The 14,393-nt window shown below is 43.4% G+C and carries 10 protein-coding genes and 2 tRNA genes; 7 read left to right on the forward strand and 5 right to left on the reverse strand.

What is annotated here, in order from left to right; translation table 11 throughout:
• Positions 1-24: 24 nt before the first annotated feature.
• The 5 genes from EGI32_RS00245 to EGI32_RS00265 are packed head-to-tail and all read right to left on the reverse strand — an operon-like array spanning position 25 to position 9,261.
• Positions 25-1,224, reverse strand: coding sequence for a glycoside hydrolase family 88 protein (locus EGI32_RS00245; RefSeq protein WP_255153324.1), 1,200 nt, complete (start codon positions 1,222-1,224; stop codon positions 25-27).
• Positions 1,221-3,899 (reverse strand): glycoside hydrolase family 2 TIM barrel-domain containing protein, encoded by a 2,679-nt coding sequence (locus EGI32_RS00250; RefSeq protein ID WP_255153325.1) that lies wholly within the window; start codon positions 3,897-3,899, stop codon positions 1,221-1,223. Before EGI32_RS00250 ends, EGI32_RS00245 begins: the two co-directional genes overlap by 4 nt.
• 38 nt (positions 3,900-3,937) lie before the next feature.
• The gene (locus EGI32_RS00255; protein WP_255153326.1) at positions 3,938-4,474 is read right to left on the reverse strand and encodes a hypothetical protein; all 537 of its coding nucleotides are present in this window, start codon (positions 4,472-4,474) and stop codon (positions 3,938-3,940) included.
• 19 nt (positions 4,475-4,493) lie between these two features.
• Positions 4,494-6,161: a RagB/SusD family nutrient uptake outer membrane protein gene (locus EGI32_RS00260; protein ID WP_255153327.1), complete on the reverse strand. Its 1,668-nt coding sequence runs from the start codon at positions 6,159-6,161 to the stop codon at positions 4,494-4,496.
• A 13-nt stretch (positions 6,162-6,174) separates the two neighbouring features.
• Positions 6,175-9,261: a TonB-dependent receptor gene (locus EGI32_RS00265; protein WP_255153328.1), complete on the reverse strand. Its 3,087-nt coding sequence runs from the start codon at positions 9,259-9,261 to the stop codon at positions 6,175-6,177.
• Between the two features lie 241 nt (positions 9,262-9,502).
• On the opposite strand from EGI32_RS00265, the gene EGI32_RS00270 reads away from it, so the two are divergent.
• The 7 genes from EGI32_RS00270 to EGI32_RS00300 all read left to right on the forward strand — a co-directional run bounded on the left by EGI32_RS00270 (position 9,503) and on the right by EGI32_RS00300 (position 14,343).
• Complete coding sequence (locus EGI32_RS00270; RefSeq protein WP_255153330.1) at positions 9,503-10,516, forward strand: LacI family DNA-binding transcriptional regulator; 1,014 nt, start codon at positions 9,503-9,505, stop codon at positions 10,514-10,516.
• Positions 10,517-10,576: 60 nt separating this feature from the next.
• On the forward strand, positions 10,577-11,365 hold the full coding sequence (locus EGI32_RS00275; protein ID WP_255153331.1) for a DUF3050 domain-containing protein: 789 nt from the start codon (positions 10,577-10,579) through the stop codon (positions 11,363-11,365).
• 92 nt (positions 11,366-11,457) lie between these two features.
• A complete protein-coding gene (locus tag EGI32_RS00280; RefSeq protein WP_255153333.1) occupies positions 11,458-12,507 on the forward strand; it encodes a glycosyltransferase family 2 protein in 1,050 nt (349 codons plus the stop codon).
• 48 nt (positions 12,508-12,555) lie between these two features.
• Positions 12,556-12,759, forward strand: coding sequence for a hypothetical protein (locus tag EGI32_RS00285; RefSeq protein WP_255153335.1), 204 nt, complete (start codon positions 12,556-12,558; stop codon positions 12,757-12,759).
• Between the two features lie 73 nt (positions 12,760-12,832).
• Positions 12,833-12,905, forward strand: a tRNA-Gly gene (locus EGI32_RS00290).
• Between the two features lie 54 nt (positions 12,906-12,959).
• Positions 12,960-13,045, forward strand: a tRNA-Leu gene (locus tag EGI32_RS00295).
• A 146-nt stretch (positions 13,046-13,191) separates the two neighbouring features.
• Entirely contained in the window at positions 13,192-14,343 is a 1,152-nt protein-coding gene (locus tag EGI32_RS00300) for a HAMP domain-containing sensor histidine kinase (protein ID WP_255153336.1), read from the forward strand.
• Positions 14,344-14,393 lie beyond the last annotated feature (50 nt).

Consider the following 14,393-nt stretch of genomic DNA (forward strand, 5'->3'; position numbering starts at 1 on the left):
TTATACCACCGCAACATTTCGTGATCAGAATAAAGGTTTTTTATTTTTCAGTTTTTTACTTCTTGCAATCGCCTCCATGTAATAATAATCAGCGTAACTCAGGGGAGCGTCTATTTCAAACCCTCCCGGTTTTGATCCTGTGCTGTGCAACAAAAGAAAGCCTTTGCTGCTGCCTATTGGCGCACGGTAAGCAGCAATGACATTTTTCAGTATCTTATCAGCATTTGAAAGGTAGGATTTTTTATTATCGCTGTACAAACTCAGCTCGTACAGTGCAGATGCCATAACGGTTGCGGCAGATACATCCCGTTCTTCGTTTGGTATGGATGGTGCATTAAAATCCCAGTAAGGCACAAGGTCTTTCGGCATATCTGGATTGTTGAAAATATATGCGGCTATTTTTTCTGCCTGGCGCAGATATGCAATATTCTTTGTTTCACGATAACACATCGTATAACCATACAAGCCCCAGGCCTGTCCGCGTGACCAGGCACTTTCATCCGCATACCCTTGATGGGTCGTTTTTTTAATGACTTTTCCTGGACCTGTGGTATCATAATCTACTACATGATAAGAACTATAGTCTCCACGAAAATGATTTTTCATGGTAGTATTCGCATGCGTTACTGCAATGTGATAAAACGAAGAATCACCGGAAAGTTTTGTCGCTTCAAATAACAACTCAAGGTTCATCATATTATCGATGATGACAGGATAAGCCCACTTTTTGGTATTATCCCAGGATTTGATAGTTCCGGTTGCGGCATTGAAACGCCTTGACAATGTTTTTGCCGCCTGAATGATGACTGCCTTGTAATGTGTATCTTCTGTAAGCTTGTAACCCGTACCAATACTGCAATATATCTTGAACCCAAGATCATGAGTGGTCGGATCAAACTGCTGACTTTCGATACTTTTTGTAAATGCTTCCGCCTGTTGCTTCCATGTTTCCTTCCCGGTCAGTTCATACAGTAGCCACAACTGACCCGGAAAAAATCCGCTTGTCCAGTCTTTTGCCGGCACCAGTTTAAGTTCCTCTTTTTCCAATGTCCGCGGAGAAACCAATGCCGGGTTATTTACAACATTTTTCTTCTGCGCAATAGCATCCAGCATTACCTGCGTCTGTTTTTCTGCATCGGAAATAATGATATTGTACTTGATTTTCTGACCATCCGTTTGCAGTGCGAATGAGATGATCGTTATGTAAATGATGAATGCTTTCATTGTTTCGTTTTAGTCGTGACCGTTTTTATATTCAGCTTTTTTACCTGCAGCGCATTTAAAACCGGCTCTCCTTCTATTGCCGAAAAAGCTATATCGATTCCTTTATTATTTCCAACTACTACCCTGATGGTTTTGTGCATCGCGACTGCAACCCCGTACTGTAGTTCCAGATCCAGTTTTTCAACCACCCGTTTTCCGTTTATCGAAACATCGAATACGCGTTTTACTTTTTGTTCTGTACGCCCCGATGAATCAAGATTATACACTAATTGCTGCGTGGTTCCTCCAACCAATTCTGCAAAGTGTAATATCACTTCATATTCACCTGCCGGAACATCCAGCCGGAGATTTTTTATTCCTGCTTGTTGTGTCTGATAAACCGGATCATTAAATGTGCCCAGGATGTTTTTATCCGTACCATAGGGAAGATTACCGGAAGAAAGCTTTAAAGGCTTACCGCCAATATATCCCCAGCTACCTTGCCTGTATTGTTGCGAAGGTATCCAGACTTCATTTATATCATCAGTAAAATAACGGTCTGCCCCCAGCAAAACGTTCATCTTTTCAAATCGGATAACCGTATCCGTTAGTACAAAAGGCTGAAGCCGGAATTTTACCGATAAACGATCGGAATATACTTTTCCATTTCTAAAAGCTTTTGCTTCTATTGTATTTACGCCATTCCTGAAAGGGATTTTCCATGTTGCAAGGGATTGTTGGGTTGTACCAGGCCCCTGCTTTTTTCCATTAACAAAAAGTAAAACGGTATCGAAATTATTTGCTACCTGCAAAAGGTGGTATGCCACATTCAAGCCGCTGTCAGCAACAGCTGAATAATCTGAAGCACCAAGGATCTTTATAAAAGGCTTTTCACTTAATGCAGCTTTATAAAAATAATAGGGATCCTTCGGTTTCCTGTTCCACTGCAGGAGGCCTTTGTTATTAATGTGGGGCATGGTTTCATTGCGGGTTTCCGAATTGAAGTCTGCAAGGTTCCATACCATTCCTCCGCCCACGAATGGCCGGTTCATCATTTCATAAAAATAATACTGGTGGAACTTCGTACTGTATTCAATGCTTTTATCGAAACGAACGGGGGTGGCGCTCCTGATACGCGGATCGGCATCGGCACCGTATTCCGTTACCAGCATGGGTGTGGCAGGATAATCCTTGTGAAACTGATCGAGAAAAGCCGGAAAGCCTTTGATATCAGCTCCATACCATCCGGCATATAAATTCCAGCCAACGATCATCGGGATATCAAGAAGTCCGGTTTCACGGTAACGGCTATACGCTCCGTGATTTGCCATCATTGTATATCGGTATGGATCTTCCACACGGGTGAGGCTATCCAGTTTTTTTGCCAAAGTTGTGATGTTGGAAAAATACCGGCTTTGCCTTTCTTTGTCATTATTGAATTGTGGTCTCAATAATATCTCATTCATGTAACACCAGATGATGACCGATGGATGATTGTAATATTGCCGGATCATTTCCTGCTGCATCCGCATACAATTACTATAAAAACTATCCGACTCCGTTATTTCATTCACTACAGGAATTTCCACGGATGTGAGGATCCCCAGCTCATCGCAGGCCTGTATTACAGCTGCATCCTGGGGGTAATGCGCTACCCTTAAAAAATTACCGCCCATTTCTTTTATGAGTTCCACATCCCTGCGGGCCAGTTTTTTTGATACAGCATTTCCCATTCCTTCACGATCCTGGTGGCGGCTGCCACCCATCAGTTTCAATGGTTTTCCATTCAGGAAAAAACCCTGCGCAGCATCAAAACGGAACCATCGAAAACCTACGGGATTTTTAATTTCGTCCAGCACGGTACCGGTAACGGCATCTTTGATACGTGTTACAGCTTTGTATAGATAAGGCGCTGACGGCGACCACAAGTGTGGCTTTTCAACCTGTATCGTACGTTCAAATGCAGTGTCATTTGCGGCTCCCGGGAAAATTGGTAGAGCAGTTTCTGCGATCCTTTTATTTTTTGCATCATAAAGTTCAGTGACCAGGATAATTTTTTTTGAACTATATTTTCCGGCAAGCACAGATCTGATTTTCAAAGATGCCCGTTCAACCGAGACTTCCGGCGTTGAGATATAAACAGCTTTGCTTCCCATTTCATTAAAAGAAAAATGAACGGGATTTACTGCCACAAGGGAAACCTGACGGTACAATCCCCCGTAAAAAGTAAAATCGGCTGTAAGCGGGGCTATGGCAGCGTTGTGGCTGTTATCAACCTGTATCACCAGTTCATTTTCTTTTCCGGGAAGAAGATATTGCGACAGCGGAACATAAAAGGCAGTGTAACCACCGGTGTGAGTGCCGGTGATTTTTCCATTGAGAAAAACTGCCGTCGATTGATTAGCAGCTTCGATAAAAAGATAAACTTCTTTGTTTACCAGATCTTTTCCCGCCAGAAATTTTTTCCTGTAAGTGCCTGTTCCCCTGAAATACCCGGGAGCGTCATCCATCACATCCGCAATATTCCACGTATGGGGTAAGGCAACGTGCTGCCAGGTGGCAGCACGTAAGCTGTTGTTTTCGATAGAATAAATGTCTTTTGTAAACTCCCAGTTTTCATTCATCGGCAGCACAACCCTCTGGGCTCCTGCCCGGTCTGCCGACAGAAATAAAACAAAAAGAAAAAGATACTTCAAAGATGTTTGATTCTTGATACGATAAATAATATGAGTGGTTAATTAATAGTGATCGGCCTCCTGTATGCTGTGGAGAAAATATCCACATCAAATTCGGAAGTGATATTGTCTCTCATCTGCACTTCAAATTTACGCACTCCGGGTGCAGGATTGTTGAGCAGTTTCACATAAATCGTGTCCATAGCTTGTTTGGCCTGGGGAAATACTATCCTGTAAGTTGAATCTGTAGTGGGTATAGTTACGCCATTCCGATCCACGATGTTGTAATCCACTCCCCTCACTGCCGGATTTGACACCGTAGGCGGTGTGGTAACAGGATCAATAAATTTCGCGATAGAATACACTGCCACTGCATCGTAAGAACGAACGAATGTTGAATAAAACTGAACGGGCAATTTTATCAATGCCGTCTGCGACCTGGATACGGTGATGCCTGTGTTGTTATTCGGAACAAAGATCGCGTAATAATGATGCTCCAGTTCCGATACCCCTGCCGGAGCTGCTTCGTGCTTTTCACAGGAAGTGAAGAATGCAGCACCCATAAAAGCTAATGCTATATAATTGACTAATTTCATTGTTGTGTTTTTAAGATGATTACCAGTTTGGATTTTGAATTACATTTCCACGGCTTGTGTTGATCTCATTCAACGGAACAGGATATAAATAATCACGGTCTACCCGGAAAGTACGGTTGGCTGCTGTTTCCACTACCAAAACCCTGTCTGCATTGAGGTTGAGCGTATTCTGATTTGTTCCAACCCATTCAGCTGTGATGAATTTTGCGCCAAGCAAAGTTTGGGGCAAAACAGTTTCTGCCAATTTCCAACGGATGAGATCATCGTACCTGAAACCTTCCATCGCCAATTCTACTGTCCTTTCACGCCTGATCTCTTCACGCATACTTAGGTTGTTGGTGGTTACAAAAGCGTTGGTAAGTTTTGGTGCAAAGCCAACCCTGGTGCGTAATGCATTCACAGTAAGATTCAGGTCTGCATCGCTGATGGCATCGTTCAATTCAAATTTAGCTTCTGCCAATGTGAGCAATACTTCTGCATAACGGATGAGAATCCTGTCAACAGTAGCGGCATTGGTAATGTTCTGATCGATCTTATTGAATCCTTTTTTGGGTGCGATCGCGGTGCGGATACCCAAAGATGTTTTGGGCACCCATGGCCCCTGGTACGCTTCTTCGCCGGCACGGAAATAGGAGAAGCCTACACGTGGATCCCTGTTATCAAGAATGGTATTATAACTGGTTTCATTCAATTCCTGTACAAATAATGCAGAACGTGTAGCGGATGCTGTGGTACCATTGATGTTGTAAGCAGGTAATCCATCGCTGTACAAATATTGGCGCAATAAATTACGCGTTGGCGCCAGCTGCCCATTTTCCATGTTCCTGGAATGATTGTGCCCCAGCAAAAGATTATCCTTGCTCACCCCATAAATTTTCACGAGGATATTCTCTGTATTAGCCGGACCTTCACCAGCCTGGATGAACAGGTTGCCATAGTTTGCAAATAATGTATGTCCTTCGCCCATGACTGCTGTAGCAGCTGCTACCGCGATATTCAGGTGATCCCGCCAGTTGGAAACATTGCCATGAAATTTTCCCCGGGTTCCTTCATACAATCCCACCCTTGCTTTCATTGCCAATGCGCTGCTTCGGGTAACCCGCCCCCACAATGCCGCAGGCAGATCGGCACGCCTTGGAAGGTATTTCACGCCGGAATCAAGATCGTTGTAGATCTGCTGAACCACTTCTGCCCTGGGTGTACGTGCCATATATAATTCAGGCGACTCTGTGTTCAGTGTTTTCAACAGCAGCGGAACATCGCCATATAATTTCAATAATTTGAAATAAGCATAAGCCCTGAAGAAATATGCTTCGGCAAACCAGCGGCTACGTACATGCTCCGTCACTTTTGCACGCAATCCTTTTTCGAGGATATTGTTGGCGGTAAATATTTCGTCATAACGATCGTTCCAATCTCCACTGGTATTGGGTATCGCCCTGTTGCCGGTGCTGACATTATTGGGTGCCGTAGTCAATGCATCGTCTGCCCTGTTGTCGATCCAGTCGCCATCCAGTTCCTGGTAAAGCCTGTTGCAGGCATTGGTAAGATCGGCTTCCGAATTCCAGAACTGGCTATCCGGGATCTCCGTTTCCGGAAGGCGATTGATATCGAATTTATCGCACCCTGCAAATGCAAAGGCGATAACTGTCATTATTAATAAAGAAGATGTTTTAAACTTTTTCATTTTCCTGGATTGATTAAAGTGAAATATTAAGACCGAATGCCACACTGCGATAAAAAGGATAAGATGTTGCGCTTACGTTGTTGCCAACTTCGGGATCGAATACTTTCAATACATCGGTAGATTCCCATAGATCCTGTCCGGATACATATACCCGTACTTCACGTGCATATTTTTTTGGCACCGGCACTTTGTACCCTATCTGAAGATTTTTGAGGCGGATATAGCTTCCGTTTTGTGCCCAACGATCGGAAGGCCTGTAGTTGTGCGCACTTGTCTGGTACATCCTTGGAAAAAATGCATTCGGGTTATCCGGAGTCCAGCGATCCATATGAATTGTCCATGGCATGTCGGCTGTACCCAACATCGGTGATAAGGTTCCCTGGTCGATCAGGAATTTACGCTTCATAGCTCCCTGGAAAAAAACAGAAAAGTCAAAACCTTTCCATTCAAGTCCCACGCTAAAGCCGTAAGTGTATCGTGCATTGGTTGTACCGAGATTTACCAGGTCACCCGGATTATCGACGGTACCATCACCTTCACTTATTTTACCATCACCATTGAGATCAAGATATTTCACATCACCGGCTTTCGGATTGGCGAAGAACGGGTAGTTCACTTTGGCTGCATATTCCGCAGCTTCCTGATCGGTCTGGAAGAAGCCATCTGTTTTGTACCCCCAAACGGTATTCATCGCATAGCCTTCAATCAGGCCAACAACCCCACCTGTACCAACATTCTTTCTGCCATCATAAGAAACCAACTTGTTCTGGTTGTCGGAAATGTTGAATCCCACATTGTATTGTACTTTACCGATATGGTCTCTCCATTTTACATCGAGCTCTGTACCCCAGCTTCTCAGTTTGCCAAGATTGATATAACCTGCAGGTATGCCTGCGATGTTTGGAATGGTGGGTTGTGATAAAAGATCAGTGGTATTTTTTACATAATAATCAGCGGTCACTAACAACCTGCTTTTGAGGAAAGCAAGATCCACACCTACGTTGGATTGTGCTACAGTTTCCCAGGTAAGCCTTGGCGAATTCATGATATCCTGGTAGATATATTGATTGCGCACGCCATTGAAAGGAAGATTGTTGGTAGTAGCGATACCGCTTATCAGCAACGGCATGTAATCGTACAACCCAAGTGCATCGCTGTTACCCAGCCTGCCCCATGAAGCACGCACTTTAAGGTTGTTGATGAAAGAAACATTTTTCATGAAATTTTCTTCACTTGCCCTCCAGCCTGCTGAGAAGGAAGGGAAGAAACGCCAGCGGTCATCCGGTACCAGGCGGGAGCTGCCATCGTAACGGTAAGATGCTTCCAGTAAATATTTCCCTTTGAAATTATAGTTGAAACGTCCAAATGCAGAAGCGATCGCCCAGGTCTGCACCACATCTTTGCTGGTACGGGTAAGAGGATCGGCAAAGTTCAGACTGAAGAGCTCGTTGTTCGGCATGTTCTGACCTGTAGCCTGTACTTCGTCTTTGCGGTATTCTTCAAATGAACCACCTTGTAAGAACGTGAATCCATGATTGCCCGCTTTGTAATTATAGGTAAAGAATCCTTGTATATTATTCTGGTAAGCTTTGTTTTTAACCAGAGAAAGCTGGTTGGGGGTATTGATGCTGAAACGCACAGTGTTGACAGTACGTCCGTACCAATATAAAGTTTTAGCCTGGTTCTCCATGTTGTAGCTGCTTTGGTTGCGCCATGCGATCACATCGAATGTCAAACCTTTCACTACATTTTTAACCTGCAGGTTTACTTTGGTAGTGAACGTTTCATAATCGCGGGTTTCTTTCCCGGCATTTTTTTCGATGTCAACTGCGTTCACCTGGAGATCACCATTGTATATATTGCCGGTCTGGTCTTCTTTTGGCACATACAGCGACTGCCTTGTACGGCTGCGGTACAGCCTGTTAATGATCTGATCGGTACCATAAGAATTTTCATTTACAAATGAACCGATATAACCTGAAGTGACTTTTAGAGAAAGATAATTATTCAATTCCGCATTCACATTCACTTTGAAATTGTAACGTGAATTATCATCAGGGCCGTACCTCAACACACCATCGCGTTGATAATAGCTTCCCGACAAAAGGTAATTAAGCTTATTGGTTCCACCACCGACAGACAAAGAATGATTTTGCTGGTGGTTGATCTTATCCATACCAGCATCCACCCAGTTGTTGTTACCATAATATTCCCAGCGATCAGCTGTCGGATTCGGGCGATAAGAAAAATTAGGGTTTTGCAGCCACTCCATTTGCTCTGCATTGAACTCACGGGCACCGGTCGCGTTGAAACGTGCTTCATCGATCAGTGTCTGCTCATCCCATGAATTGAGGCGTTCAGGTTGTCTTGCTGTAATATTGATACCATAATACGTGCTGAAATTTACGCGTGTTTGTCCGCCCGCACTGGAACCTTGTTTGGTTGTCACCAGCACCACACCTGCGGCTGCCCTTGCTCCATAGATAGCTGATGCGGACGCATCTTTCAGAATGGAGATTGATTCCACATCGCTTGGATCAATGAGGTTCATATCCTGCTCGATACCATCTACCAGCACAAGCGCTTTTGCATTATTGGTAGTGGAGAAACCACGGATGCGCACATCGTATCCTTCAGCACCGGGTTTTCCGCTTCCTCTCAATACAGTTACGCCGGGCAATACGCCCTGTAATGCGCCGGTCACATTCGGAACAGGGCGGCTCACCAGGTCTTTGCCGGTTACTACACCAACAGCACCAGTGAGGTTCACTTTACGTTGCGTACCATATCCCACTACTACTACGGCATCGATCGTTTGCGAAGTTGAATTGAGGGTGACATCTACCAGGTTGCTGCTGCCAACAACAATAGTACGGCTGCTGAAGCTGGTAGAAGAAAAGTTAAGCCTTGCTCCCTCTTCAGCCATGATGCTGTAGTAACCTTTGTTATCAGTAGCGGTACCACGTTTGGAATTGTTTACCGTTACGCTCACATTCGGGATCGGTGCACCGGTAGAATCCGTTACGGTACCTTCCACTTTTTTGGACTGCGCCGAAGCGATGGAAGAAGATAATAGGAAGAAAAAAAGAAGCGGGAACAACGGCCATTTTCTACATGGAAATTTATGGACGTTACACGTTTGTTGGACCATCATACAGCAGTTGATTTAGGAATTATTAAGAAATTGAGCAATTGAAAAATTAGTTCTGTGAAGGAAAGTTCAATTTATTTTTCTATTAAGTGTAGATATTTTCGATATATATTTACGAAAACGTAGTAGTAAAAAAATAGTACTTTTATCTATAATTTTACCTGTATCAACTATAATCAATAGTAATAAAATGTCGAAAGTAAACTTAAAAAAACTGGCCTCAGAGCTGAGTGTATCGATCTCTACTGTGTCGAAAGCTTTGAAGGATAGCCACGAGATCGGCCAGGAAACCAAGCATAAAGTTTTAAGTAAGGCCCGGGAACTTGGCTATAAGCCCAACCCGTACGCAACCTATATGCGTAATCTTAAAAGCAAGACGATCGCGATCGTTATCCCCGAGATGACGAATAATTTTTTCCTCCAGGTGATCAATGGCGCTGAATCGATCGCCCGTGAAAAAGATTATCACCTGCTGGTTTATATCACTCATGAGGATGCGCAAAAAGAGATCGACATCATCAATCATTTGCAAAATGGAAGAGTGGATGGGATATTGATGTCGTTGTCGTCTACCACCACGGACTTCACACATTTGCACGAATGCATCAATAATAAGATCCCTATCATTTTCTTCGACAGGATCTGCCATGAAATTGAAACAGTAAAGATCATCACCGATGATTTTGCCAGCGGCTTCGCTGCAACAGAACACCTGATACAAAACGGATGCAGGAATATAGCTTACCTGTCGATTTCGAAAAACCTGTCGATCGACAACAAACGGATGCAGGGTTATCTTGAAGCTTTGGATAAACATAATATGAAACCGGAGAACAGGAAGATCGTTAAATGCAGCCATGATCCAAAAAGTAACTACCGCGAAATAAAAAAGCTGTTAAGCGGCCCCGTAAAAGTAGATGGGATATTTGCTTCCATAGAAGAACTCGCACTTGCTACTTATAGTGTTTGCAAAGATCTTGCTATTAAAATCCCGCAGAAATTAAAGGTCATCTGTTTCTCCAATCTCATAACGGCAGATTTTTTAAATCCGCCATTGACCACCATTACACAACCGGCCAATGAAATGGGCATTGCCGCGGCATCCCAACTCTTCAAATATCTTGATAAAAAAGGAGGAGAGATGTCGAATGAGAATATTATCATTAAATCTGCATTGACAGTGAGGGGATCTGCAGGTGCTTGAAAAACTACTGAATACAGCTGAACGATAGTATCTTTGCAGTCATTTTTAAACCCCTGCACCGTGAGCGAGCGTATTCAAAAAATTCAGCGGGCGATCGAGCCATTGCGCCAACAGATCATTCAACACCCCGCCTATTCACTTATCCGCGATATAAATGACCTGAAGGTCTTCATGAAATATCATGTGTATGCCGTATGGGATTTCATGTCGCTTTTAAAAACTTTACAGAATAATCTTACCTGTACTACAGTACCATGGTTTCCGAAGGGCTCTGCCGATACGCGTTACCTTATTAACGAGATCGTGGCCGGCGAAGAATCGGATGTTGATCAGGCGGGCAACAGAAAAAGTCATTTTGAATTGTACCTCGAAGCGATGAAGGAAAGCGGCGCCGATACATCGCCAATCGAAAAATTTGTTACGCTTTTACAAAAAACCGGTACCCTTGAAACTGCTTTTACAGAATCCGGAACACCGAAAGAAGCAAAAGCATTTGTTGAGTTTACTTTTTCCATCATCGCCAGCCAGAAGGATCATTTGCAATCGGCTATTTTTACATTTGGCCGCGAAGACCTGATACCAGGCATGTTCATTTCTATCATTCATGATTTACATAAAGACCTCCCTGAAAATATCTCAGTTTTCAAATACTATCTCGAACGACACATTGAAGTGGATGGCGATCACCATAGTCATCTTGCATTACAGATGACGGCAAACCTTTGCGGCGATGATGAATTACTTTGGCAGGAAGCCGAAACTGCTACGATCCAGTCATTACAGAAGAGAATTGAATTGTGGGATGGTGTATTTCGTGAATTGCAGGAAATAAAAGGCTTCGGAGTTTAGCTAACTCAATCCCTCCTGTTCTATTTCGGTCATAGACAAAACGTCTTTGTAAATGCAATAAATAAGTATGTTTGTAACTTGACATATATATAATGACCGAATCAGTCACCAATTATAAAATATTACCCGAAGTCGCCATCGTTATCCTTAACTGGAACGGGCGGGCGTATCTCGAAAAATTTTTGCCTTCGGTAATGGCATCCACCTATGCAAACAAACGCGTAATAGTTGCTGACAATGCCTCTACAGACGATTCCATTTCATTTTTGAAAGAACATTATCCCGCAGTAGAAATCATCCTCAACACTACCAACCTGGGATTTGCAGGGGGATACAATACCTCACTGAAGCAGGTGCAAAGCGATTATTATGTATTGCTCAACAGTGATGTGGAAGTAACAGAAAACTGGATCGAACCGGTGGTCTCGTTGATGGAATCGGATAAATTGATTGCCGCATGTCAGCCTAAATTATTGAGTTATCATCAAAAAGATGAATTTGAGTATGCCGGCGCCTGCGGCGGATGGATGGATAATTTCGGGTATGCGTTCGCAAGAGGAAGGATATTTGATAAATGTGAGAAAGATCGGAAACAATATGATACGGTGCAGCAATGTTTTTGGGCCAGTGGAGCCGCATTGTTCATCCGGGCAAAAAATTATCATGCCGCCGGCGGCCTCGACGAATATTTTTTTGCGCACCAGGAAGAGATAGATCTCTGCTGGAGATTACAGCTGGCAGGATATAAAGTGTATGTACAACCCGCATCGGTTGTGTATCATGTAGGCGGCGGTACTTTACCAAAAGGCAACAGCCGTAAGAACTATCTCAACTTTCGCAACAACCTTATCATGTTGTATAAAAATTATACCTGGCAGGCCGCCATCTGGAAAATACCTTTCAGGATGATACTGGATGGAGTGGCGGCAGTGAAAGGATTGGTAAGTGGCGACGGCGGGTATTTTATCATGGTGATCAAAGCGCACCTTCACTTTTGGAAGTGGGTGCTGATGGAAAAAAAGAGATCAGTTTTTGCGGAAAATAAAAATGGTAAAGTGACCGGGGTATATGGTGGCAGCATTGTGTGGGATCATTTTATCCGTAAGAAAAATACCTTTTTAGAAATTATTGGCAACAAATAATTTTTTTTCAACGTAAGCCCTTATTTTTGCAATCGAAAATCAACGCTAATGCAACAGGAAACTTTAGAAAATCAAGGTAAAGATTTTGCTCACAACTGGGTCTCTTCTTCACGTTTTATCTGGTTCTGCCAGGTGTTTTTAGTACTGGCTTTCGTATTGGGCGGGTGTTACAACCTATATACACATCGTTACAAAGGCAAGCCTGAAGTGACTGTTCCGGAAAATACTTTGTATAATCCAAAATATAAATAAAAATATTTTTTGGAGATTGTAAAACAACCCTTATTTTTGCAATCCGAAAAACAAAAAGTTCTTTTTTAATAACGCGGAAGTAGCTCATTTGGTAGAGCACGACCTTGCCAAGGTCGGGGTGGCCAGTTCGAGCCTGGTCTTCCGCTCAGAGACAAAGATCCCGACCTAGTCGGGATTTTTTTTCTTTAAAAATCAGTGTCACCCGGGTGGTGAAACTGGTAGACACGCGGGACTTAAAATCCCGTTCCCAGCAATGGGAGTGACGGTTCAATTCCGTTCCCGGGTACGAAGCCTCAATAAATCTATTGAGGCTTTTTTTATGGTCAATAGTGAATAGGCAATAGTGAAACCTTCGAAATTTTTAATGCCTAGCTGAGCCTTTAAGATTGCATTTCAATTCGTGTAATTCGCTTAATTCGTGTAATTTTAGAGATGTTCTCCACTCTTTTCAATTGGCGCACCATCCTTGCATTGATCGCTATTGCCATCATTTGCGTAAGCGTGTTCTTCTCTAATTTCCTTGCAAAAAAAATAGCCAATGAAGAAAAACAAAAGATCGAACAATGGGTAGAAGCCGTGAATGAAACCAATAATCTCAATACTACGTCCACGATCCTCTCGAGCAAAGTACTTACGGAAAATAACAGGGACATCCCCATGATCGCTGTTACAGAAACAGATAGCATCCTGGATCATTACAATCTCGACAGCATACAGGTAGCCACCGACAAGAATTATATACAAAAAAAACTGGAGGAATTTAAAAATGCCAATGCGCCCATCATCTGGAAAAACCCTTATGATCCCAAACAAAACAACCTCGTATATTATGGCGAATCTTCTTTGCTGAAACAGATCCGTTATTTCCCGATCGTGCAATTATTTGTGGTGGCAATTTTCATCATCATCATTTTATATGCTATCAGCACCCGCAATAAAAGCACGCAAAACCAGGTATGGGCGGGCATGGCGAAGGAAACGGCGCATCAACTGGGCACTCCTATTTCCTCGCTGCAGGGCTGGGTAGAAATGCTCAAGGACATGGAAGGAAATGAAAAGATAGCTGCCGAAATGAGTAAGGATGTGCAGCGCCTCATGCTGGTGAGCGACCGGTTTGGAAAGATCGGCAGTACGCCACAGCTCGAAGAATCGGATCTTGTGACGCAGGTAGAAAACATGATGGCCTATATAAAACGCAGGGCCCCGGAGAAGGTGAATTTCAGCATAGAGACCTATGGCGAAACAGAAATCACCGCGATGATAAACCCGCCATTGTTTGACTGGGTAATAGAAAATCTCCTGAAAAATGCCCTCGACGCCATGGATGGCCGTGGTAACATTTCCATCTCTATCCGGAATGAAACCACCCAGGTGGCTATTGATGTAAAAGATACGGGCAAAGGCATCAGCAAAAAGAATATCAGCCAGGTCTTCAAACCCGGTTTTACCACCAAAAAACGCGGTTGGGGGTTGGGACTGTCGCTGAGCAAAAGGATCATCGACCAATACCATAAAGGGGAATTATATGTAAAACAGTCAGAACCCGGCAAAGGAACTACCTTCCGGATATTGTTAAAAAAGTGAATAGTGAAATCTTCGAAGTTTGCATGGGTATACAAATCTGTACAACCTGC

Origin of the sequence: Ferruginibacter sp. HRS2-29, from assembly GCF_024343615.1 — a bacterium.
Classification (GTDB): Bacteria; Bacteroidota; Bacteroidia; order Chitinophagales; family Chitinophagaceae; genus Ferruginibacter.

Coding starts and splice junctions, on each gene's coding strand:
- EGI32_RS00245 (WP_255153324.1), bottom strand. CDS start 1,224: ATGAAAGCATTCATCATTTACATAACGATCATCTCATTCGCACTGCAA.
- EGI32_RS00285 (WP_255153335.1), top strand. CDS start 12,556: ATGCAACAGGAAACTTTAGAAAATCAAGGTAAAGATTTTGCTCACAAC.
- EGI32_RS00270 (WP_255153330.1), top strand. CDS start 9,503: ATGTCGAAAGTAAACTTAAAAAAACTGGCCTCAGAGCTGAGTGTATCG.
- EGI32_RS00280 (WP_255153333.1), top strand. CDS start 11,458: ATGACCGAATCAGTCACCAATTATAAAATATTACCCGAAGTCGCCATC.
- EGI32_RS00260 (WP_255153327.1), bottom strand. CDS start 6,161: ATGAAAAAGTTTAAAACATCTTCTTTATTAATAATGACAGTTATCGCC.
- EGI32_RS00255 (WP_255153326.1), bottom strand. CDS start 4,474: ATGAAATTAGTCAATTATATAGCATTAGCTTTTATGGGTGCTGCATTC.
- EGI32_RS00300 (WP_255153336.1), top strand. CDS start 13,192: ATGTTCTCCACTCTTTTCAATTGGCGCACCATCCTTGCATTGATCGCT.